Here is a 22,697-nt window from a genome sequence, read left to right as displayed (position 1 = left end):
CTTGATGAATTCCTGGAGACAGTGATGAGCGATCTATCGTCCGCAGAAAAGTCCGGCGCACCCGGCACCCGGGTGCGCTGTGGGGGCGTATCGCTGGAGATCGACTGCGTTGCCGAACTGATTGCCGGGGAGTCGCAACATGGATGATTCGCAACTGATCGAACGGCTCAAGGCGGTGAGCTTTCCGACCCTGGGGCATTTTCTCGAAGAGGGTTTTGCCGACCCGCAACTGCGGGCCATGGTGCCCAATGTGAAAGTCGTTGGCCGCGCGTTGACCCTGAAACTGGCGGGCGCCGATGCCATCGCCGTCAACCGGGCCCTGGCGCAAATCAGGCCGGGTGACGTGCTGGCGGCGACAACGGCGTGTTGTTTCTCGACACGGCATCGGCGGAGGCTGTCATCGAGCAGGCGCTGGCCTCGGATCGCGCCGAGCCGCGACTGCTCGAACGTTTGCTGGCCGGTGAACCGGTGACGCAGGTCTTGCGCGTTTAGTTCGTCAGCCGTTGTTGCAGGCTTTCAAGAAAGATTGTCTCGGCACGGCTCATGCGCTGTTCGCGGTTCCACAGCAAATGAATGTCTACATCGGCAATCCCTTCGTGGGGCGGCAGGCGCCAGAGCAATCCGGCGTCAACGTCGGCCGCCACCACGTGTTCGGGCAGACAGCCGATACCGAAGCCGGCGATGACCAGTCGCCGGACTTCCTCCAGGCTCGGTGAGGACGCGACGATGCGGCCACTGAAACCCTGCTGATCGCGGAAAATCGTCAACGGCGAGAGCATGCCGCCGATCTGGTCGCTGGTGAAACTGACGAAGTTCTCCCGTTGCAGATCCCCTTCGGCGACGTCCTGTTGGCCGAACATTCCATGGTGCTTGCCGCAGAAAAACGCATAGCGCTGACGCAGGAACAAGCGCTGCTCCAGGCGTGGCTGCGGACGCCGATTGAGGCTCAGGCCAAGGGTCGCGGTTTTTTCCTGGAGGGCGCTGACGATGTCGGAACTGCGCATCACGTCGACTTCCAGGTCCACTCGCGGGTATTGGCGATGGAAGTCGGCGAGGAAGTCATCAAAGCGCTCGGAGAAAATCCGGCTGATGATCAGCAACCGCACCTTGCCGATCACTTCGTCGGCCGGTTGTTCCAGCACGCTGCTGACCTGGGACATTTGCCCGTAGATTTCCCCGGCCAGGGCGAAGATCTGCTCGCCGACTTCGGTCAGGACAAAACGTGGCCCGCGACGGGCAATCAGTTGGCGGCCCAGTTGTTCTTCCAGACGCTTGAGTGCCTGGCTCACTGCCGGTTGCGTCAGGTGCAGGCGGGCGGCGGCGCGGCTGATGCTCTGCTCCTGACCAATCACCCGAAAGGTGCGCAGCAGGTTCCAGTCCAGGCGGTCATTGAGCAGGCGTTGCATAGGCGGTCAGCAGGAAGTCAGGGGCCAATAGGGACAGTCCATGGCTTGCACACGTAGTGCGCAAGCCATGGAAAATCTACAGTTGCCCGATCGTAACACTGTTGCAACGCAGCAGCAGGGGTAACTCGGATCTGCCGGAAGGCCTCATGCGTAGGCGAGGGTTTTTTCTTCCAGCAGTTCCTCATACAACGTTGCCCATTTGCGACCCATTTCGTCCGCCGTGAACAGATTCTGATAACGGGCCTGTGCCTTCTCGCCCATTTGCGCCGCCAGCACCGGGCTTTCCCAAAGCGTGCGCATCGCCTCGCGAAACGCCAAAGGATTACTCGGTGGCACCACCAGCCCGGTCTCGTTATGGATGTTGATGTAACTGGTGCCAGTGCCAATTTCACTGGAGATCATCGGTTTGCCATACATCGCGCCTTCCAGCAGCGAAATGCCAAAGGCTTCGGAGCGCAGGTGCGACGGGAACACGATGGCGTAGCTCAGTTGCAGCAGCGCTACCTTGTCCTCGTCTCCCAGACGCCCGAGGAAGTGAATATTGCGCAAACCCAAGGCGGCCGCCTGGGCATGCAGCTCTAGTTCCAGCGGGCCGGCACCGACAATCACTGTCGGGTAATCCAGGTCCTTCAGGGCGTCGAGCAGGATGTGCAAACCTTTGTAGTAGCGCATCACACCCACAAACAGAAAGAACTTATCGCCAAGCTTTTGCCGCCAGTGGGCCGTTCGATCGCTGTCCGGCTGTGGGTAACCGGTCTTGTTCAATCCATAGGGGATCACTCGGGTCTTGTGTTGAAACTGTTGCAACACATCACTGGTGTGCAGGTAATTAGGCGATGCAACGATGATCCGGTCGGCGCTGTGCAGAAAGCGATTCATCAGCGGCCGGTAAAGTTTGAGCAGCTGTTTCTGACGGATGATGTCCGAGTGGTACGTCACCACGCTGGGCTTGTTCAGGCCGCTGGCGAAATGCACCAGGTCCATGAACGGCCATGGAAAGTGGTAATTGACCACGTCGGCCTCGGCTGCCAGCTCGCAAAACTGTTTGTAGACGCTCCAGGAAAACCCTGTGGAGGCGAACTGAATGTCGAGCCTGGCTCGATGGACTTCATGTTGAGCGATCTGCATCACCGGCGGTGTCGGATCGGCGCTGAGTGTCAGCACCTTGCCTTCAACGCCGTGCAGGGCACCGCTTTCGCACAATTGGAAAATCACTTGTTCGATCCCGCCGACCGAGTCAGGCAGGTACGTCTTGAAAAAATGAAGAACTCGCATTCAACCTCCCAGAGCCTGGCGGTAAGCGTTGGCCGTCACTTGCGCGCAGCGCTCCCAGGTAAAAAGCCTTGCCTGTAGCAATCCGGCTTCTCGGCATGCCTGCCAATGCGCTAGATCCTCGATCAGACGACTCATTGCATCGCGCAAGCCGTCTGTTTCATCCGGTTCAACATAGTTACCCGCAGAGCCTGCGACTTCGGGCATGGCCGAACGTCTGGTCAGAATGACCGGTGTGCCGCAGGCCATGGCCTCCAGCACCGGCAAGCCAAAACCTTCGTAAAGCGACGGAAAAATCAATGCCCGGGCACCGGCCAACAGCTGCGCAACGTGCTCGTCAGGCAGATAGCCCAGCAAACAGACACAACCGCAGGCCAGGGCCTGGTGCAATTCTTCGCTGAACTGCTCGCGCTGCCAGCCGGCCATGCCGACGATCAGCAATGGAAAACGCTGACGGACTGATTCCGGCAATCGGGCGTGGGCGCGCAGGGCGAGGGACAAATTCTTGCGCGGTTCCAGGGTGCCGACACAGAGGAAGTATTCCCGCGCTTCGACGCCATGGGTCTTGAGTACGGCGTCCATAGCCTCGGGGGACCGCGGGTGAAAACGCGCGGCTACACCGAGTGGGGCGACGACAAATCGCTCGGCCGGTAACCCGAAATGGGCCTGGGCTTCGTCAGCAATGGACTGCGAGTCGGTCAGAATCAGGCTTGCCTGTCGCACGCCGCCGGTCACGCGCCGTTCGATTTCTCGCAAGCGCGCCGGTGGCTGCGTTTCGGGATAGTGCAGGTGAGTCAGGTCATGCAGGGTGATGACTGTCGGGCCGTCGAATGACAGCGGCCATAAACTCGGTTCGTGGTAGAGGTCGATGGCCTGCCCGCGGCCTTGATCGAAGCGTTTCTGCTCCAGCCACCGTCGGGCCTGATAGGCCCCCGGAATCTGCCGCAGCAATGGTGTCAGTCGGGAATAACCGGGCATGGCCGCCTCAGGCAGCACAGTACTCCAGCCCCAGCCATGAAACAGCGCCAGTTCAATATCCGGTTCACTCGCCAGGGCGTTCGCCAGTTCGACGACGTAGTGGCCGATGCCGGTGCGCGGCGCCTGGAGGATGCGGGCGTTAAGGGCAATGCGCATATTGCCTCTCTTGTACGAGCGGCACGTCCGAAAGATTGCGCAGGGTGTGTTCGGCCAATTGCGCACTGGCTTCACGCCAGCCGATCCAGCGCCAGTCCGCGACGTCACGAGTGGCCGGGAATTGACCGCTGCTCTCGAAACGAATGACCAGGTCAGCCAGGCTTTGTGGTTCGGCCAGATCGAAGTACGCCATGAACTCGCCGCCGATTTCGCGAAAGACCGCAATGTCGCTGCCCATGGCTGGCAGTCCACGCTGCATGGCTTCTACCAGCGGCAGGCCAAAGCCTTCCACAAAAGACGGAAACACCAGTGAGCTGGCGTGGGTGTAGGCATGTTCGAGGCTGGTGTCGCTCAGGTCGTTGAACATGAACAGTTGTTGGTTCAACTGCGGGTGATTACGGACCCGGGTCAGCAGTGCATCGCATTTCCAGCCGATTCGCCCGGCAATGCACAGCCGGGCATTGGAGCCTGCCGCCCAGGCCCGTTCGAAGGCGTCCAGCAGGTAGTCGTGGTTCTTGCGCGGCTCGATGGTACTGACCATCAAAAACACGGGTTCCGGCGTTTTGAAAATATGCGTCAGGCGCGGCTCGACGACGGCCGTGACTTCGCTCAGGTCCAGTTCGCAGCCGAGGTGGAAATAGTCGAACCACAATTCACTGGCCTTGGCAGGACCCAGGCGGCGCTGCAATTCATCACGCACCTGATCGCGCACCGTGGCGGAAATGGCCACGTAGCCATCGGCGGTTTGGGTGATCCAGTCGAACCACTCGTTGAAAACCTGCACTAACCGCGTGTCGTAAAACTGCGGATGCGTCACGGGAATCAGGTCGTAAATCACCGAAACGATGCCCACGCCTTCACGTTTGAGGCGTTCGGCAAACGGGAAGAAATCGGTGTGCCAGGACGAGTCCAGCAGCACCAGTTGATCCCCCGGTTGGTGCTGAAGCGGCGTGCAACGTTTGGGCAGTTGATACTGGTTGATGCCCTCGATCGCACGTAGCGGAAGGCTGAAACAGGTGACCGCTGTCACCCGGTAGGCCACGTGCAGCAAACGCTTGATCACTCGCGAGTTGCTTCGATTGTGCAAGCGCTGATGCAATTGCCAGAAGCGGTGAGCCAAGCGCCCAAGTCGTCCACCAAAGATCATCAAGGCATCGAAAAACGGAATGTTCAGCGCGCCGAGTTGCAGTACCCGATAGAGTTTGCCCTTAAGCATCACAACCGGGATGCATTCAACATCGCCGACCGACTCCGGTAGCTGGTTGACGACGTTGCGCACCACCCGCTGAATACCCGAATTGACCTTGGGGTGCTGGAATACGTGCGTGCATTCCACCAAAAGACGCGTCATGGCGTGCTCCCCGAGGTCACCGGCGCGCTCGAGCGCGTGACGGTGGTCTTCGCGGCCAGCCACGAGCAGCCGACAAAATCTTCCTGGCGGTTGTTGATCACATGGAACACCAACCCGTAATCGCGCCACTCGAAGTTGCGGTCCAGATGTGAATCCAGGCGTGACAGGCTCAACGCCACGGAATAGTTACCCTTGCCCAGCCCCATGACGAAAGCAAAGCGATAGGTCACGCGCTCGCCAGCCCGCAAGTCAGTCAGCGCCTGATCCTGGCGATGGGTGTTGATGCCGTACATGGCCTGGCCCAGGCGATCCTTGATCATGAAGCCCAATACCAGCCGTTCGATGTCCTGGCGAACCTCGACATTCACCTCCAGCACGACCGGCTGGCCGACTTCGGCGGCGTCGATGGAGCGTTCATGTATGTCGAGCAAGCGCACGGTCAGGATCCTGGCTTCACCCGTTCCCGAAATGGTACTGACCTGGCCGCCTGCGAGGGCTTCCTGGCGCACGGTCTGTCCTTCACGCTCGGCGAGCAGGGCGTTGTAGTAATCCATGACGGATTCGGGGGTGTCGTGCATGGCCATGTGGCCGTTTTCCAGGAGGATCGCCGAGTCGCAGATCGACTGAATCGCCGAGCGGTCATGGGAGACGATCAACAGCGTGGTACCGGCTTTGCGAAAACTGCGGATGCGGTCGAAACTTTTGTGCTGGAAGTAGGCATCCCCCACCGACAGTGCTTCATCGACGATCAAAATGTCCGGGCGCCGCGCGGTGGCCACACTGAACGCCAGACGCATTTGCATACCGCTGGAATAAGTGCGCACCGGGTGGTCGATGGCGTCGCCTATTTCCGCGAAGCGTTCGATTTCCGGCATCAATGCTTCTATTTCTTCGACCTGCATGCCCAGCAGTTGCCCTGCCATGACCGCATTCTGCCGGCCGGTAAAGTCCGCATGAAAACCCATGCCCAATTCCAGCAGGGCGGCGACGCGGCCTTCGAGCTCAATGGTGCCGCAGGTGGGTTGGGTGGTACCGGTGATCATCTTCAACAAGGTGCTTTTGCCGGCGCCGTTGACCCCGACGATACCCACCGATTCTCCGGGGGCAATCTGGAAGGTCACGCCTTGTAGCACCCAATGCTGGCGATGACGGATCGGCGAGAACGGGACCAGCCATTCGACCAGTCGACTCCACCGGGTAGGGTATTGTTTATAGGCCTTGCCCAGGCCGGTGACGCGTATGTGCCCCATCAGAGTTCATCCACCATTTCACCGACCCTCTGCCGAAACAGCCGCAGCCCGATGACGAGAAACAAAACGCTGGCGACCAGGATCGGCAGCAGCGAACTCCAGACGGGCCATTGGCCATACAGGAAGATGTTCTGGTAGCTGGTGATCAGGTTGGTCAGGGGGTTGAGTTGCAGCAAGCGCTGCACCCAATCGGGCAGGATGCTCATCGGGTAAACGATTGGCGTCAGCCAGAACCAGAATTGCAGGCAGATGGCGAAAAATTGCCCGACATCGCGAAAAAACACATTCAGTACGCCAAGAATCATCCCCAACCCGGCACAGAACATCACCTGTAACGCCAGCAGAGGAATGAGCGCAAACAGCGCCAGGCCCGGCAGTCGACCGGTGATCAACAGAAAGCCGAGGAACAGGCCGATGATGATTGCGAAGTTGATACCGGCATTCAACAGCACGATCACCGGCAGGCAGATCCGTGGAAAGCTGATTTTTTTCAGCAGATTGGCGTTATCCAGAAACATGTTCTGGCTGCGCACGGTGATTTCCGCGAACAAGCCCCAAGTCAGCAACCCGGCGCAGAGGTAGATGCTGTAGGCCATGCCGTCATCTACCCCTGGCAAACGCGCGCGCATGATCTGGGAAAAAATCACGGTGTAGACAATGATCATCGACAGCGGATTGAGCACGGTCCAGAGGGCACCGAACAACGAATTGCGATAACGCGCCTGAAACTCCCGCTGGACGCTACCGAGGATGAACCCTCGATAGCTGCTCAGCGTGCGGTAAAGGGAAAGCAGCATTCAAACCGTCCTGCCGTATTGATCTTCGAAGCGGACAATGTCGTCCTCTCCCAGGTATTCGCCGCTTTGCACTTCGATGATCACAAGGTCGATCACACCGGGATTTTCCAGGCGATGCTTGTGACCCGCGGCAATGAAGGTCGATTCGTTCTTGGCCACCAGGCGAGTGCCTGTGCCATTGTTGGTGACCTTGGCCATGCCTTCGACCACCACCCAGTGTTCATTGCGATGGTGGTGCATTTGCAGTGACAACTTGGCGCCAGGCTTGACCACGATGCGTTTGATCTTGAAGCGCGGGCCTTCCTCGAGCACGGTGTAGGTGCCCCATGGCCGGCTGACCGTACGGTGCAGGCGATAGGCTTCGTGCTCTTTATCCTTGAGTTGCCTGGCCACCCGGCGCACATCCTGGGCGCGGTCGGCGTGGGCCACCAGCACCGCGTCGGCGGTGTCGACGATGATCAGGTTGTCCACGCCCACGGTCGCGACCAGACGGTCTTCGCTGTGGACGAAGTTGTTATGGCTGTCGATAAAAATCGACTCGCCGACGGTGCGGTTGTTTTGTGCATCCGCCGGTACCAGCGCGGCCACCGCACCCCAGGAACCGATGTCGCTCCAGTCGAAACGGGCCGGCACGACGACTACCTTGTCGGAGCGCTCCATCAACGCGTAGTCGATGGAAATGTCCATGATTTCGCCGAACAGGGCCGGCGACAGTTCCTGTTGCAAACACCCCGCGTTTTCCACCGCGGCACTGGCGGCCATGCAGGTTCGCGTCTGCTCCAGCAAATCGGGAGCATGGGTTTGCAGTTCGGCCAGTACGCTGGCGACCGAGAAGCAGAACATCCCGGAGTTCCACAGGAAGTTGCCGCTTTCCAGGAAATGAGTCGCGGTTTGCAGGTCGGGTTTTTCGACGAAGCGCCGCACGCGGGCAGCGCCTTTGTCGTCCAGCGATGTGCCGGTTTCAATGTAGCCAAAACCGGTTTGCGCAGCGGTCGGCACGACACCGAAGGTCACCAGGTGACCGCACCTGGCCAATGTCACGGCATGCTCGACCGCGTCCTTCAGTGCGTCGACATTGACGATCAGATGGTCGGCGGGCATGACCAGCATGATCGCATCGTCGCCATGCAGGGCCTGGAGGGAGAGGGCGGCGGCGGCAATGGCCGGCGCCGTGTTGCGACCCGTCGGCTCCAACAGGAAGTGCCCGCGATGACGGCCCAGGTGCGCGTCCCGAAAGTGATCCTTGCTCTGGAAGTAGTACTCGCGGTTGGTCACCGTGACGATATCTCCCCAGCCGGCGATCAGTTGCGCGGCACGCCGATAGGCCTTACCCAGCAGCGACTGGCCGTCGGGCAATGACATGAACGGTTTGGGATGGTCTTCACGCGACACCGGCCACAACCTTGTCCCGGCACCACCGGAGAGAATCACGGGAATCAGCATGGCCTACTCCTTGGCGACGCGTTTCATGTCCGCATCCATCATCATGCGGATCAAGGCATCCAGATCGGTTTTTGGTTTCCAGCCCAGTACACGCTGGGCCTTGGCCGGGTTGCCGAGCAGCACTTCGACTTCGGCCGGGCGGAAGAACGCCGGGTCGATCTTCACGTAGTCGCGGTAGTTCAGGCCCACATGATCGAAGGCGATCCGGCACATCTCGCGCACGGTGGTGGTCACACCGGTGGCCACCACGAAGTCGTCGGGCTTGTCCTGTTGCAGCATCAGCCACATGGCTTCGACGTAGTCCCCGGCAAAGCCCCAGTCGCGCTTGGCGTCGATGTTGCCCAGACGCAGTTCCTGCTGCTTGCCCTGCTTGATGCGGGCGGCGGCGTCGGTGACTTTGCGCGTCACGAACTCGATGCCGCGCAGCGGTGATTCATGGTTGAACAGAATGCCGCTGCTGGCGTGCAGGTTGAAACTTTCGCGGTAGTTCACGGTGATCCAGTGGCCGTACAGCTTGGCCACGCCATAAGGGCTGCGCGGATAGAAGGGGGTGTTCTCGTCTTGCTGCTCGGCCTGGATCAGGCCGAACATTTCGCTGGTGGACGCCTGGTAGAAGCGCGTGTGCGGGCTGAACTGACGGATCGCTTCGAGCAGGTGGGTCACGCCCAGGCCGTCGACGATGCCGGTGGTCACCGGTTGATCCCAGGAGGCCGCGACAAAGCTTTGCGCGGCAAGGTTGTAGATCTCGTCCGGCGCCGACTTGATCACCGCGCGCTGCACTGAACAGGCATCGGCCATGTCGCCTTCCAGGTAGACGATGTCCGCCTCGACCCCCATCTCGCGCAAGCGCCAGCGCGAGTCGCTGCTGCGGCGCGCCACCAGGCCGTGGACCTTGTAGCCCTTGTCGAGCAGCAGTTTGGCCAGATACGCGCCATCCTGGCCGGTGATACCTGTGATCAATGCACTTTTAGTCATTCTTGTCGTACTCGCTTCTCCCAGTCGGACAGGATCGCCCGCAGGGATTGTTGTGTTGTGATTTCAGATTTCCATCCGGTGGTCTGGGCCAGCCTCACAGGGCTGCCACACACACGCCGCTGATCCGCGCGGCGAAGCCGTGCAGGGTCCTGGACCAGTTGCAGGTCGACCTGGGCAAGATCCGCCAGTTGTTCGATCAGACTGCGAATGCTCTGCTCGCGCCCTGAGCAAATGTTGTAGACCTGTCCCGGTGTACCTTTTTCCAGCAAGGCCAGGTAGGCCGAGACCACGTCCCCGACATCAAGGAAATCGCGGGTGACATCGATGTCCCCGACCTCCAGTTGTGGCCCTTGCAGGCCTTGCTTGATCCGGCAGATCTGACGTGCTGCGCTGGCGATGACGAAGCTGTCTTTCTGCCCGGTGCCGATGTGGTTGAACGGGCGGGCGACCAGTACGGGCAAGTCCTCGCTCAGGCCCCATTGCAGGCTCAGGAACTCGGCTGACAGTTTGCTCACAGCGTATGGATTGCGCGGGCAGGGAGGCTGTATTTCAGTGATGGGCAAATCGGCTTCAGTGACCTGGCCATAGACATCACCGGAGCTGACGTACAGGAACGTGCCGGTGAAGCCGCGGGCCTTGAGAGCTTGCAGCAGGTTCAGGGTGCCCAGCAGATTGACGTTCAGGGTGTGCGCCGGATCACGAAAGGCGTCCGGGACGAAAGTCTGGCCAGCCAGGTGAATTACCGCATCGGGCAATTCCGGCCACAAGCCTTCGAGGCTGTCCGGCGCGGCGAGATCGTAGCGGCAAGGAACAGGCAGAAGTTCCCATTCCGAGGTATCGGCCTGCAAACGCGATTGGATGTGTTGCCCTGTGAATCCAGTCAGGCCCGTGACAAACAGACGCTTTTTCAACAGCGACCCCCCGGTCATACATTTCATCCATTCCAGATTGGCTTGATGGAAAGGTCTTACGAACCAACAGGATCGCTCGCAAAGACAGATGAAATGTTTGTTGTAGTTGTTTGGTGGTCAATCTGTGCCATTTGCTCGGCAATTTCAACAGGTCCAATCGTGACCGGTCAGTTCTCGTCAGCGTAGCCTGATTTATTCTCGTCGGGCGGTTCACGAATCCTCAACGGATGTGGTTAGAATGCCCATCGTCACGATTATCCGGGGTTCGGCAGCGTCGCTTCGAAACTGCGAGAAACTGACCACTAAAACAAGAACGAAGACGGGCAGCAAGACGATGGACGAGCGCCAGTAATCACTGACTCGAACCGTGTTCTCCCCGTCATGGCGTGAGGCTGCCGGGATGGCGGCGTCACCGTGGGATACCATGAATTTTATTCTTTACTCCGACGTCAACGACAGCTCCATCAGCCAGAGTCTCGGCCGTCCCGAGTACAGTTACTACTTCGTGCTCAAGGCGTATCGCCCTGTACTCGAAAGCCTTGGGCGAGTGCATGTGGTGTCCTCCACCGCCGAGGTCGATCCCCTCTACAGACAATTATTGGCCGCCGGCGAAGACAGTCTGTTCCTGTCGTTTACGCCGCCACAGAAAACCCCGAACGACCTTGAGTGCCCGACGATCTGCGTAGTGGCCTGGGAGTTTGATTCGATTCCCGATGAACAATGGGACAACGACCCGCGCCAGGACTGGACGCAAATGCTGGCGCGCCAGGGCCGGGTGATCACACTCTCCAGCCATACCGCCCGGGCGATTCGTCGGACCATGGGCGAAGACTTTCCGGTGTTGGTGTTGCCGACGCCGTTGTGGGAAAACTTCGCCGACATTCGTAGTCGCCACACCAGCGTCCCGATCAGCGCCGGCTCGACCCTGGGCATCAAGGGTTGCATCTTCGATACGCGCACACTCGGGCTGAGCGCCGATGCACTGATTCCCGTCGTGCCGACCGCCGAGGAACTGGCGGCGCTCGAGGCCGAGCTGGAGGCATTGAAGCCTCCGCCGCTGACGCTCAAGCGTCGCTTGGTGATTGCTCGGCATTACCTGCATATGTGGCGCCTGGACAAAGGTAAATCGCTACCGGTCCCGGTGCATCGCACGCATTTTCTAAGTCAGTGGTATTGGGAAGGAATACGCGACTTGTTGTCGGATGCCGCCCATGAGCGTCTCGCTGGCTGGTTGCCGGCCATCGCAGGCCCGCAGACGGTTGCAGTACCCGAGCCAGAACCGCGACAGTGGCCGGACACCACCGCCCAGGTCGAAACACAGGTTGACGGTGTGGTGTACGTCACCGTGTTCAACCCGCGTGACGGTCGCAAGAACTGGCATCAACTGATCACCGCATTCTGCTGGGCGTTTCGTGAAACGTCTGACGCGACACTGGTGCTGAAGATTACCCAAAGCGATCTGTCGTCCTACCACGACGAACTGATGACGTTGCTCGCACAGCTTTCGCCGTTCGCCTGTCGGGTGGTGGTCATGCACGGCTACCTGGACGACCCGCAATACGCCCGGCTGTACGAAGCCGTCAGTTATTACGTCAATGCCTCGCGCTGCGAAGGGCTGTGCCTGCCGTTGATGGAGTTCATGGCCAGCGGTAAACCGGTGATTGCCCCGGATCACACGGCCATGGAGGACTACATCGATGAGCGTGTGGCGTTTGTGGTCAAGTCCAGCGAAGAGCTGACCATCTGGCCGCAGGACACTCGCATCATCTACCGCACCCTGCGTTACCGGCCGGATTGGGGTTCGCTGAAAACCGCTTACGAAAACAGCTACCGCCTGGCCAAGGAACAACCGCTGGAGTATCAGCGCATGTCCCTCGCCGCCGTCGAGCGCATGCGTGATTACTGCGCATTCGCCCCGGTGCACAAACGCTTGGCGGATTTTTTCGGGCTGGCGCCACAGGCTTTGCCGACAGCAACCGTGACGGATACCGCCTCATGCTGATCATCATTCATTCGGAAACCAACCAGCACACCATTGCCCAGAACCTTGGCCGCTCGGAGTACAGCTATTACTTCGTGCTCAAGGAGTACCGACCCGTGCTGGAGCGACTGGGGCGAGTGGTAGAAGTCAGCGACCCGCAGGCCGAAGTCGATGCCTTGTACATGGACTGTTTATCCCGTGGTGAAGCGTGCGTGTTCCTGTCGTTCTCACCGCCCCATCGCACGCCGGTCAATTTCACCTGCCCGACGCTGCCGGTGTTCGCGTGGGAATTCAGCACCATCCCCAACGAACCCTTTGCCGGTGACCCGCTCAATGACTGGCGCACGGTGTTGCAGGCAGCAGGTGCGGCGATTACACATTCCAGCTACACCGTGAATGCGGTGCGCGAGGCGATGGGCGTCGACTATCCGATCATCGCGGTACCGGCCCCGGTATGGGACCGGTTTTCCGAACGCGGCGCCCACTTGCAACGTCAGCCCCTGGCCAGCCAGGTGCGGTTGAAGCTCAAGGGGTTGCTGGCCGACAGCCGCGAACTCGACTTGCGAGCCTTCGGCCCCGTGGCCACTCGCGAAGGTACGGGTATTGATTTCAAGGCCCCGCCGAGTGAACACGAGTTGATCCTCGACGGCGTGATTTACACCTCGGTGTTCAACCCCGGTGACGGGCGCAAGAATTGGGAAGACATGCTCAGCGCCTTTTGCGTGACGTTTCGCGAGGTGGACGACGCAACGCTGGTGCTCAAACTGACGCACCACGATGCCGAGGAAGCGCTGACCGACATCCTTCACCACTTGTACAAAAACCAGTCTTACCGCTGCCGGGTCGTGCTGATTTACGGCTATCTGGCTGACGCGGACTATGAGCAACTGGTGCAAGCCACGAGTTACGTGGTCAACACGTCCTACGGCGAAGGCCAATGTCTTCCACTGATGGAGTTCATGTCCTGTGGCAAACCGGCGGTGGCGCCACGAACCACGGCGATGATCGATTATCTGGATGCCGATAATGCATTCCTGATTGACTCCACCGATGAGCTGACGGCCTGGCCTCATGACCCGCGCAGAGCGTTTCGTACCTTGCGTTACGTCACCAATTGGGCGTCGTTGTGCAGGGCTTACCAATCGAGCTATGACGTGGCCAAGGGTGATCCCGGGCGTTATGCACAGATGTCCGTGCACGCAGTGGCCAGCCTCAGGAAATTCTGCAGTCAGGCCACTGCCGAGCAGAGGCTCGGCGTATTTTTTGAGCGCCTGTTCGAGAACCGTGTCGTGGAAACCCCTGAGGCATGATTCGCGCATTGGTCAGACGTTTCTTTCCAGAGACGAAACCCGAGCCCCGGCCCGCGCCGTCACCGGTCGAGCAATCCCGTGTGTCGCCAAGAGAGGTGGGCTTGCACGATGCAATGCATGACGGCTGGTTTTCGGGTGACAGCGGCGAATTGCTCAAAGGGTTTGCCATCACCGCCGACGACACCTTGCTGGATGTCGGTTGCGGTGAAGGGGTGGCGACCTTGTTCGCGGTCCGCCAGGGCGCTTCGGTGATCTTCACCGACAGTGAGCACGACAAGGTCAGCGAGCTTGCCCGGCAAGTGGCGGCGCAATCGGACAAACCGAACCTGGGACTGGTCAGTAACAGCTTGCCGCTGCCATTGGCCGATGGGTGCGCCAGCAAAGTCGTGTGCATGGAAGTGCTCGAACACATCGATCAGCCAGAACCCTTCATGGCCGAACTGGTGCGTATGGGCCGCCCCGGCGCTCTGTACCTGCTGAGCGTGCCGTCCCCGGTGGGCGAGCATTTGCAGAAAGGCATCGCTCCGGCCAGCTATTTTCAATCACCCAATCACGTGCAGATTTTCAGCCCCGAGCGATTCGCCGCGCTGGTGGAAGACGCGGGCCTGGTCATCGAGCATCGCCAGGCCACCGGGTTTTTCTGGGTCATGGGCATGATTTTTTTCTGGGCCAGCGAGCGGGCTGCCGGGCGTGAATTGGGCGGCGCGGTTCGCGACCGGATTCAGGCGCCGTATCCACCGTTGATGGAAAGCTGGGCGAAAACCTGGCAGGACTTGCTGGCCCAGCCCGACGGGTTGGCCATCAAGCAGATGCTGGACCGGTTCATGCCCAAGAGCCAGGTGATCATTGCCCGCAAACCTCATGTCCAGGGGGGCGCATGAGCAACGAAAACCGGATCATGGATATCGAGTTGCTACGCGGCATTGCGGTGCTTGGCGTGCTGTTTCATCACCTGCAGGACAGCCTGTTCGCGGCGGCGGTGCCGGTGTTGCAGGCCATCACGCTGTACAGCCAGCCGTGGTGGGGCGTGGATCTGTTTTTCGCGATCTCGGGTTTCGTCATTGCCCGTAGCCTGATCCCGGCCATGCGCCGCTGCACAACGCGTCAGGAATATTGGCAACAGACGCGCAATTTCTGGTTGCGCCGGGCCTTTCGTTTGCTGCCTTCGGCCTGGTTATGGCTGGCGCTGATGTTGCTGGCGTGCCTTTTTCTCAACCGCTCCGGTGCGTTCGGTACCCTGCACGCGAACCTTCAGGCGACCCTGGCCGGCATCGCCCAGTACGCCAACTTTCGCTTTGCCGACAGTTTTTATCATTACGAATATGGCACCAGTTTCGTGTACTGGAGCCTGTCGCTGGAAGAGCAGTTCTATCTGCTGTTTCCGCTGATGATCGTGCTGTTTCGCAAGCACCTGGTGTGGGCGTTGCTGGCGTTGGTGGCAGTTCAATTGTTCACCTTGCGCACACCGATCCTGATGGTGGTGCGCACCGACGCGCTGGCCCTTGGCGTGCTGTTGGCGATGTGGAGTACGCAACCGTCGTACCTGCGCTGGGAGCCAAAATTCTTGCGTCGTCCATGGGCGGGTGTTGCCGCACTGATCACGGTGTCGCTGCTGCTCAGCTTCATGGCAACGGATCGATTCACCTTCACTTCTTACCGGATCGGCGTGATTGCGGTGCTGTGCGCGCTGCTGGTCTGGATCGCTTCTTACAACCGCGATTACCTGTTGTCGCGCGGCGTGTTCAAAAACCTGATGACGTGGGTCGGCAGTCGTTCCTACGGGATTTACCTGATCCATATCCCGGCCTACTTGCTGGTTCGTGAATTCATTTTCCGATTACAGGCTGCCGGGCTGCCCAGTCCGGCTGGCCATCCGATTCTGATGTTGCTGATGGCTGGCGGCCTGATCGTGCTGCTGAGCGAACTCAACTATCGCTTCATTGAAATGCCCATGCGCAACCGCGGCGCTTCGCTGGTCAAACGCCTGGGCACCTCCCGAACAGCCGTCCCATCCTCTGGAGCCACCTCATGCTGAGCCTTTTGAAGAAACTCACGGCGGGCACGCCCGCGCCTGTACAGCCAGAGACACCGTCCGCGGCGCTAGTGGCGGAGAAAGTCGACCCCTACATGCTCGGCCTGCACGATGCGATGCTCAGCGGCTGGTTCAATCAGCAGACCGGCGAACTGTTCACCGGTTTCCCGGTGACCCCCGAGGACACGCTGCTCGATGTCGGCTGTGGAGACGGCGGAAACGTGCATTTCTGCGGGATGCGCGGGGCGAAGATCATCATCGCCGATATCGACGCGGCCAAGGTCGAGGCGACCCGTCAGCGCTTGGGCGATACACCAGCTCGCGACGTCGAATGTCATGTCACCGACTGCAACCCGCTGCCGATTGCCGATGGGACCGCCACCCGGGTGGTGTCGACCGAGGTCATCGAGCACGTGGACGATCCGGCGCAGTTCCTCGCTGAACTGGTGCGCGTCGGCAAACCGGGCGCGTTGTACCTGCTGAGCGTCCCGCACCCCAGCTCCGAAGACCTGCAGAAAGACATTGCGGCAGCGGAGTATTTCCAGAAGCCCAACCACATCCGCATCATCAGCGAAGAGCAGTTCAAGGCCATGGTCAGTGATGCCGGCCTGGAGGTGATCAGCCACAGCCAGTACGGATTCTACTGGTCGATGTGGATGCTGCTGTTCTGGGAAGCCAAGGTCGATTTCAGCAACCCGGACCATCCGTTGCTCAACCACTGGGCGGATACCTGGCAGGCTATTTTGGGCTCGCCACGGGGCGCGCAGATCAAGCAGGCGCTGGATGCGGTGGTGGCGAAAAGTCAGGTGATCATTGCGCGCAAACCCTGATTAACCCGATGTGGGAGTGACGGCCTGCAACAGGCCGTCCGGCACCGCCATGGGGTGCCGATCCGGTTGGCGGCCAATTATTGGCTGGAGCGAACGGCCCCTCCATCAATCAACAGGTTCTGCCCGGTCAGGTAGCCCGCATGGCTGCTGCATACGAAGGCACACAGCGCACCGAACTCCTCGGCTGAGCCGAAGCGTTTGGCGGGAATTTCGCTACGGCATTGGTCAAGGAATTCCTCGCTGTCTTGCCCTGACTCCTGGGCAGCAGCGACCAGGTTGTCACGCAGTCGATCGGTGTCGAAGGAGCCCGGTTGCAGGTTGTTGATCGTCACATTGCGACTGGCAATGTTTTCTTGCCGGGCAAGCCCCGCGACAAACCCCGTCAGACCACTGCGCGCGCCGTTGGACAAGCCCAGGCTTTCGATAGGGGACTTCACGGCACTCGACGTGATGTTGATGATTCGACCAAATCCACGTGCCGCCATACCGTCGACCGTTGCCTTGATCAACTCTATAGGGGTCAGCATGTTGGCATCCAGCGCCTTGAGCCAGGCGTCGCGATTCCATTCGCGGAAATCCCCGGGGGGAGGGCCACCAGCGTTGTTGATCAAAATATCGAAATGCTCATGGGCCTTGAGCGCTGCCACCCGACCCTCGGGCGTCGAAATGTCTCCGGCGACGGCAATGACCGTCACTTCAGGGTTTATCGCCCTGAGCTGACGGGCTGTTTCATTGAGCGTCTGTTCGCCGCGCGCGGTGATCACCACGTTCACGCCTTCGTTAACCAGTGCCTGTGCGCAGGCTTTGCCCAGACCTTTGCTGGCGGCGCATACCAGCGCCCAGCGTCCTGCTATTCCAAGATTCATGCGTGTTTTCCTGAATGAAGGAAGCTCGAAGAAAGTGGTTGCCTGCTCATGCATGATCCAGCGTTGCAGACAGGTTGGGCGATCGGGTACTGATGCCCATGAAGCGCCGCACTCGTTCCCCTTCGGCATCGCATCGTATGGTTTGCGGTGCGGCATCCAGTTGGATATTACCGTTTTCCATGAATACGACCCGGTCGGATATCGACATGGCAAAGTCCATTTCGTGGGTCACGATCAGCATGGTCATGCCCTCTTTGGCCAGGTCGCGGATCACGTTCAGCACGTCGTTGACCAGTTCCGGGTCCAGGGCCGAGGTCGGCTCGTCGAACAGCATGATCTGCGGCTCCATCGCCAGGGCCCGAGCGATCGCTACACGCTGTTGCTGCCCGCCGGAGAGCTGGTGCGGGTACTTGTGGGCATGGGCCAGCAGGCCGACCTTGTCCAGTAGCGCATAGGCACGATGTTCACTCAGTTCGCCCGGTTGGCCGTGGTAACGGGGTGCCAGGGTGACGTTGTCGAGAATGGTGCGGTGCGGGAACAGATTGAAGTTCTGGAACACCATGCCGATGTGCCGCACGCCTTTGCGCAGGCGGGTGCTGTTGGGTTTGTCCGATGCTTCGATGAATTTTTCGCCGAACAACAGGATGTCGCCGGTATCGATGGTTTCCAGGCCGTTGACCGTGCGGATCAGCGACGTCTTGCCGGAGCCGGATGGCCCGATGATCGAGACCACCTGGCCGTATTCGACATTCAGGTCGATACCCATCAGCACCTTGTGGGTGCCATAGCTCTTCTGGATGTTCTTCAGTTGCAGGATGGGCGTCGTGTTGTTGCCGGCGGCTTTGCGCGCAGTGTCGGGCAAGGCTTCGGCGCTGGCCTTGAACCTGGCGATGGTGGCCGCGTCGAGTGTGTGCGGCTTGCGGAAGTTCAGGTCCAGGTAGCGCTCCAGGCGCTGCAGGAAATAACCGAACACGGTGACGATCAACACGTAATAGACGCCTACCGCCGCCAGGGTCTCCATGACCAGGAAGTTGGTGGCATAGAGGCGTTGGCCGACGGTGAGGATTTCGGTCAGGGAGATGACCGAGACCAGTGAGGTCAGCTTGACCACCGTGATGTATTCATTGATCAGCGTGGGCAGCGAAATACGGAAGGCCTGGGGGATCACGATAAGGCGTTGCATGCCTAGCAGGCCGACACCCAGCGCGCGCCCGGCTTCCTTCTGGCCCTTGGCCACGGAGATCAGGCCACCGCGATGGATTTCCGCCATGTACGCCGCCTCAGTGACCACCAGGGCCAGCAACCCTGCGTAGAAGGGGTTGGACAGAATCGGTCCGCTGCCGGGAAACAATTGCGGCAGGTTGTAGACGAAGACCACCAGCACCAGCAACGGGATGCTGCGGAAGAACCAGATGTAGACCGCAGCGGGAATGCGCAGCAAGGGCGTTTGGGACAGCTTGGCCGTGGCCAGGACAAAACCCAGCAGCATGCCGATGAACCAGGCCAGGGCGCTGAGCTGGACCACCGTGACGCAGGCCTTCCAGAAGTCCGGCAGGGAGAACAGGGATAAGAAATACGACCAATCGAATTGCATGGGGCACCTCGATCTGCCGCCCCGGTGCAGGGGAGGCAGATGACCAGACTAAAAGGACAGGTTCTTAGTTGGCAGTCGGTTCTTCCAGGCCATATTTCTGGAGAATCGCGGCGTATTCACCGCTCTTTTTGCTCTCCTCGAAGGCCTTTTGCACGGCCTGGAAGGTTTCGTCGTTACCTTTCTTGACGAAGATGCCCAGGGTTTGCTGATAAATCGGATGCTCGGTGGTGATCACCACCCGGCCGTTGGTCTTTTCCGCGATCATTTTTGCCGCGCCGGCGATTTCAACCTGGGCCTGGATGTTCTTGGACAGCAGGGCCTGGGTCACTTCGGGGGCCGAGGGGTACTCGCTGACGGTGATCGCGCCTTTGTTGTTCGGCACGCAGTATTCGTCGGAGAGCTTCTTGAATTCCTTGACCCAGGTGGTGCCCTGTTCCAGGCCCAGTTTCAGGCCGCACAGGTCTTCAGGTTTTTTCGCATTGATCTCGCTGCCCTTGGGTACCATGACCGCGGCACCGGTGTTGGCGTAGGCGATGGTCTGGGCCTGGGTCTGGCGCTCCGGTGTGATGTACATGCCGGAAATGATCGCGTCGTACTTGCCGGAGTTCAGCCCCAGGATCAGGCTCGGGAACTTGGTGTCGACGAACTCGACCTTGGCGTTCATGTGCTTGGCCAGCGACGTTGCCAGTTCGGGGTCCGAACCCACCACGTTTTTGTCCTTGTCATAGGACTCGAAGGGAGGGTAGGTGATCTCCATGCCGACCTTGAACGAGTCTGTCGCGGCCATGCTCACCGAGGCACCGAACATGCCGGCTGCCAATACAGCCAGGCTCAAAAGGTTTTTCTTGTTGTTTGTCATGATGTGCTGACTCCGGCGTAGGTAGGGGTTTAGCTGAAAACTTCAATCAGGACGGTTGGGCCTGATTTTTCAAATGTCCGAAACTGGCGGGCTTGCGTGCCTTGCCTGGCAGTTGAACGTCCCCGTTGGCCACCCTCTGGCGCAGATACTGATAGGTCTGCAACGCCTGGCCATACATGTGTTCGCCGATGGTGATTTCTTCGTAGTCGTTGCCTGCCTGGGCGAAACCGGGCAGCGGTCTGATCTGGGTGTGATAGTCGCAGGCATAAAACAGCGGGAAGGAATAACGCTCCTCCTTCACGCTGCGCACCCGGTGCGCGGTGGCAACGAAAGCGCCTGCCGTCATCACTTCCAGCATGTCGCCGATGTTGACCACAAAGGCATCGGCAATCGGTGGTGCATCGATCCATTGGCCAAGATTGTTCATCACCTCAAGGCCCGGTTTGTCGGCCAAAAGGATGGTGAAGCACTCGTAATCAGTATGGGCGCCAAGACCCGGTGCGTCATGGGCTGCGCCGTCGAAGGGGTAGTGGATCAGGCGCAGCTTGGACGGCGGACGGGTAACCAGGCTGTCGAAATAGTTTTCTTGCAGCCCCAGGGTCAGGGCGAAGCCGCTGAACAGGCGCCGGCCCAGGGCGAAGATCGCTTCATAGTAGGCCTGCACCGAGGCCTTGAAACCTGCCAGTTGCGGCCAGTCGTTGGGCCCCAGCAAGGGGGTGTTGGCCAGCACCAGCGGGTCGTCGGCCGGGACTTCGAAGCCGACGTCGAAGGCTTCCTTGTGGTCCGGCTTGCCCTTGGAGTAGACCTCTTCGCCTTCGGGCACAAAGCCCTTGTGGGTTTGCGAGGTGCCGATGTAGTGGCGCATCTTGGCGTCCAGGGGCTGGTCGAAAAAGTCCTTGGCCGCCTTGCGCAGGTTGGCGATCAGTTGCGGGTCGATACCGTGGTTGGTGATATAGAGAAACCCGACTTCGCTGGCGGCGCGCCCCAATTGTTCGGCCACGGCCAGGCGGTGTTCCAGTTCAAAGCTGAACAGACCGGCGATGTTGACCACCGGTATGCTGTTGAAGTTGGCTTTGTGTGTGTCAGTGCTTGCGCTGTTGTTTTTGTTGTCAGGCATGACGCATCGGCTCCCTAAGGATGGCTTGAATGGCTGAAACGGTCGAAGTGTTCACGCTCGGTCTGGCCCATCCACACGTTCAATGACCACAGGTCGGCGACCGGGACATTGGTGAAGGGCAAATGATGCAGGTAGCCGTCGGCGCCGAATTCCGGGGTCAGGGTGCTGACCTGGTAACCGCGGGCTTGCTGCGAGCGCCAGATGCTTTCCCAGTGCTGCTGATGGAAGGCCAGTTCCCTTGCATATTCGGGAGCCGCCGGGTGCGGAACCTGCGGGCCCTGGTCATAACCGACCCGGGCCTGGATATGGTGAACCCGCTCGATGAAAGCACTGAGGTCATCGGCCGGGTCATTCAACAGGCGCTCGCAGGTCACCACCCAATGGCTGATGTCACTGGTGAACAACAGCTCGGGCAATTGCCGGATCAACTCCAGGGTTACCCAGGGGTTGAACAGCGAACGCGAGCGGTGGGTTTCGAAACTGCAGACCTGGCCGTGCTTGCGCGCCAGATCCAGCGCCTGACCGAAAAACTCCACTTGCTGTGGCAAGGACCAGCGATCGTTGCCCGCCAGCACGTTGACGAAGCGTGGGCCGAGCTCGGCGGCCCAGGCGAGTTTCTGGTCGAGGTCATTGAGGTGCACGGCAGGGGTTGCCGATTGATCCGGCAACACGTCGTACGCAGTGAAGACCGTGCTGATATAGCCCAGGCGATTGGCCTGGAGAAAGGCGGCGAACTCGGCCCGTTCACGGGCGTCCAGTGGCAGGCGTGCTTCCATGCCATCGAAGCCCGCGTGCAGCAACTCCTCGAGCGCTTGAGCCTTGCTGGCGGTGTAACCCCACAGCGTGCGGAAAATTTCCAGCTTCATCGGTGATCCTCAAAAATCCCAGGGCCTGCTGCAAAAGCACTTCGACGGCGCCAGGCCAATAGGCTGGTTCGCTGTGGAGTCGATGTTAGGCACAGGCCGCAGACTGAAAGAATCCGAAAGTTCAAATGAATACTTCAGACTTTTATTAACAAATAGCTAGCTACTTATAGCGCTGCCAAGGAGGGTTTCTATCGGCGAGAACGTGTCTACGCTGGCTATTAGCGAGAGATGCCATTGTTACGGCATCATTTTGAAGAGTCCCAAGCGACACCGGGCCGCTGAGGGTTAGCTTTTGCTCGATTCTGCTGAAAAAGTCGGTCCTTCCAGACTGACCGGATTCAACCGGTCGCTGCCGACGAAGTTCCAGGCTACTTGCCATTCCTGGCATGCGCTACCTTCGCTCGAATGCCATCAAGATATTGGGACTTCAGCTCTGTCGTTAACGGCCCAAGGATGGGGTTTGCCTTGAACCGGGCCAACAGATGCTCAATCACCCGATCTACCTTGGCGTAGGCAGCAGTGACGCTTGAAGGCACCAGCGGATCAAACTGAATCCCTTCCATCTCGATATCGAGTCGTTTCAACACGGGTTGTGCGTCCAGGATCTGGTGGCGTATTTCATCCAGTGAACATTGCATTGTCGACCTCCTTGTAATGCCATAAGTACAGGCACGCCTATCGTTGACTGCATGTCGGATGACGC

Annotated in this window: 21 protein-coding genes and 1 pseudogene; 7 read left to right on the top strand and 15 right to left on the bottom strand. The window is 59.6% G+C overall.

Annotation, left to right across the window (positions count from 1 at the left end; translation table 11 throughout):
• The first annotated feature begins 24 nt into the window (after positions 1-24).
• Both PMI34_RS29540 and PMI34_RS11000 read left to right on the top strand, forming a co-directional pair.
• Positions 25-147, top strand: coding sequence for a hypothetical protein (locus tag PMI34_RS29540; protein ID WP_008051106.1), 123 nt, complete (start codon positions 25-27; stop codon positions 145-147).
• Positions 140-492 (top strand): annotated as a pseudogene (locus PMI34_RS11000) (hypothetical protein). The gene PMI34_RS29540 and the pseudogene PMI34_RS11000 overlap by 8 nt, the downstream one beginning before the upstream one ends.
• Here the strand turns inward: PMI34_RS11000 and PMI34_RS11005 are convergent.
• The 9 genes from PMI34_RS11005 to PMI34_RS11045 form a co-directional block, all read right to left on the bottom strand.
• Positions 489-1,406 (bottom strand): LysR family transcriptional regulator, encoded by a 918-nt coding sequence (locus PMI34_RS11005; RefSeq protein ID WP_008051102.1) that lies wholly within the window; start codon positions 1,404-1,406, stop codon positions 489-491. The pseudogene PMI34_RS11000 and the gene PMI34_RS11005 overlap by 4 nt on opposite strands.
• Positions 1,407-1,550: 144 nt before the next feature.
• Positions 1,551-2,681, bottom strand: a complete 1,131-nt coding sequence (locus PMI34_RS11010; protein WP_008051100.1) for a glycosyltransferase family 4 protein — start codon at positions 2,679-2,681, stop codon at positions 1,551-1,553.
• Positions 2,682-3,812: a glycosyltransferase family 4 protein gene (locus PMI34_RS11015; RefSeq protein ID WP_008051099.1), complete on the bottom strand. Its 1,131-nt coding sequence runs from the start codon at positions 3,810-3,812 to the stop codon at positions 2,682-2,684. It abuts the gene before it with no gap.
• Entirely contained in the window at positions 3,796-5,163 is a 1,368-nt protein-coding gene (locus PMI34_RS11020) for a glycosyltransferase family 4 protein (RefSeq protein ID WP_008051097.1), read from the bottom strand. Before PMI34_RS11020 ends, PMI34_RS11015 begins: the two co-directional genes overlap by 17 nt.
• Complete coding sequence (locus tag PMI34_RS11025; RefSeq protein WP_008051095.1) at positions 5,160-6,413, bottom strand: ABC transporter ATP-binding protein; 1,254 nt, start codon at positions 6,411-6,413, stop codon at positions 5,160-5,162. Before PMI34_RS11025 ends, PMI34_RS11020 begins: the two co-directional genes overlap by 4 nt.
• On the bottom strand, positions 6,413-7,210 hold the full coding sequence (locus tag PMI34_RS11030) for an ABC transporter permease (RefSeq protein ID WP_008051093.1): 798 nt from the start codon (positions 7,208-7,210) through the stop codon (positions 6,413-6,415). Before PMI34_RS11030 ends, PMI34_RS11025 begins: the two co-directional genes overlap by 1 nt.
• Positions 7,211-8,653, bottom strand: a complete 1,443-nt coding sequence (locus PMI34_RS11035; protein ID WP_008051091.1) for a mannose-1-phosphate guanylyltransferase/mannose-6-phosphate isomerase — start codon at positions 8,651-8,653, stop codon at positions 7,211-7,213.
• A 3-nt stretch (positions 8,654-8,656) separates the two neighbouring features.
• The gene (gene gmd, locus PMI34_RS11040; protein WP_008051090.1) at positions 8,657-9,628 is read right to left on the bottom strand and encodes a GDP-mannose 4,6-dehydratase; all 972 of its coding nucleotides are present in this window, start codon (positions 9,626-9,628) and stop codon (positions 8,657-8,659) included.
• A complete protein-coding gene (locus PMI34_RS11045) occupies positions 9,625-10,539 on the bottom strand; it encodes a GDP-mannose 4,6-dehydratase (protein WP_032829733.1) in 915 nt (304 codons plus the stop codon). Before PMI34_RS11045 ends, gmd begins: the two co-directional genes overlap by 4 nt.
• Before the next feature lie 424 nt (positions 10,540-10,963).
• Between PMI34_RS11045 and PMI34_RS11050 the strand changes: the two genes are divergently transcribed.
• Genes PMI34_RS11050 through PMI34_RS11070 form a run of 5 tightly spaced genes read left to right on the top strand, consistent with a single transcriptional unit; the run spans position 10,964 to position 16,692 of the window.
• Positions 10,964-12,541: a glycosyltransferase gene (locus PMI34_RS11050; RefSeq protein ID WP_032829731.1), complete on the top strand. Its 1,578-nt coding sequence runs from the start codon at positions 10,964-10,966 to the stop codon at positions 12,539-12,541.
• Entirely contained in the window at positions 12,535-13,830 is a 1,296-nt protein-coding gene (locus PMI34_RS11055; protein WP_008051082.1) for a glycosyltransferase, read from the top strand. The genes PMI34_RS11050 and PMI34_RS11055 overlap by 7 nt, the downstream gene beginning before the upstream one ends.
• Entirely contained in the window at positions 13,827-14,711 is an 885-nt protein-coding gene (locus tag PMI34_RS11060; RefSeq protein WP_008051080.1) for a class I SAM-dependent methyltransferase, read from the top strand. The genes PMI34_RS11055 and PMI34_RS11060 overlap by 4 nt, the downstream gene beginning before the upstream one ends.
• Positions 14,708-15,865, top strand: coding sequence for an acyltransferase family protein (locus tag PMI34_RS11065; RefSeq protein ID WP_008051078.1), 1,158 nt, complete (start codon positions 14,708-14,710; stop codon positions 15,863-15,865). The genes PMI34_RS11060 and PMI34_RS11065 overlap by 4 nt, the downstream gene beginning before the upstream one ends.
• Positions 15,859-16,692 carry a class I SAM-dependent methyltransferase gene (locus PMI34_RS11070; protein ID WP_008051077.1) on the top strand — a complete coding sequence of 278 codons (834 nt, stop codon included), beginning with the start codon at positions 15,859-15,861 and terminating at the stop codon, positions 16,690-16,692. Before PMI34_RS11065 ends, PMI34_RS11070 begins: the two co-directional genes overlap by 7 nt.
• Positions 16,693-16,769: 77 nt before the next feature.
• Here PMI34_RS11070 and PMI34_RS11075 read toward each other — a convergent pair whose 3' ends face one another.
• The 6 genes from PMI34_RS11075 to PMI34_RS11100 all read right to left on the bottom strand — a co-directional run bounded on the left by PMI34_RS11075 (position 16,770) and on the right by PMI34_RS11100 (position 22,632).
• Positions 16,770-17,558 (bottom strand): SDR family oxidoreductase, encoded by a 789-nt coding sequence (locus tag PMI34_RS11075; protein WP_008051076.1) that lies wholly within the window; start codon positions 17,556-17,558, stop codon positions 16,770-16,772.
• A gap of 46 nt (positions 17,559-17,604) precedes the next feature.
• Positions 17,605-19,152 (bottom strand): amino acid ABC transporter permease/ATP-binding protein, encoded by a 1,548-nt coding sequence (locus tag PMI34_RS11080; RefSeq protein WP_008051074.1) that lies wholly within the window; start codon positions 19,150-19,152, stop codon positions 17,605-17,607.
• Between the two features lie 64 nt (positions 19,153-19,216).
• Positions 19,217-20,011, bottom strand: coding sequence for an ABC transporter substrate-binding protein (locus tag PMI34_RS11085; RefSeq protein WP_008051072.1), 795 nt, complete (start codon positions 20,009-20,011; stop codon positions 19,217-19,219).
• 46 nt (positions 20,012-20,057) lie between these two features.
• The gene (locus PMI34_RS11090; RefSeq protein WP_008051071.1) at positions 20,058-21,128 is read right to left on the bottom strand and encodes an isopenicillin N synthase family dioxygenase; all 1,071 of its coding nucleotides are present in this window, start codon (positions 21,126-21,128) and stop codon (positions 20,058-20,060) included.
• Positions 21,129-21,142: 14 nt separating this feature from the next.
• Positions 21,143-21,994, bottom strand: coding sequence for a sugar phosphate isomerase/epimerase family protein (locus PMI34_RS11095; protein ID WP_008051069.1), 852 nt, complete (start codon positions 21,992-21,994; stop codon positions 21,143-21,145).
• A 368-nt stretch (positions 21,995-22,362) separates the two neighbouring features.
• A complete protein-coding gene (locus tag PMI34_RS11100; protein ID WP_008051067.1) occupies positions 22,363-22,632 on the bottom strand; it encodes a hypothetical protein in 270 nt (89 codons plus the stop codon).
• Positions 22,633-22,697: the final 65 nt, after the last annotated feature.

It is taken from the genome of Pseudomonas sp. GM74 (genome assembly GCF_000282455.1).
GTDB lineage: Bacteria > Pseudomonadota > Gammaproteobacteria > Pseudomonadales > Pseudomonadaceae > Aquipseudomonas.
The sequence above is the reverse complement of the archived record's forward strand: the minus strand, read 5'-3'. Positions and strand labels throughout refer to the sequence as shown.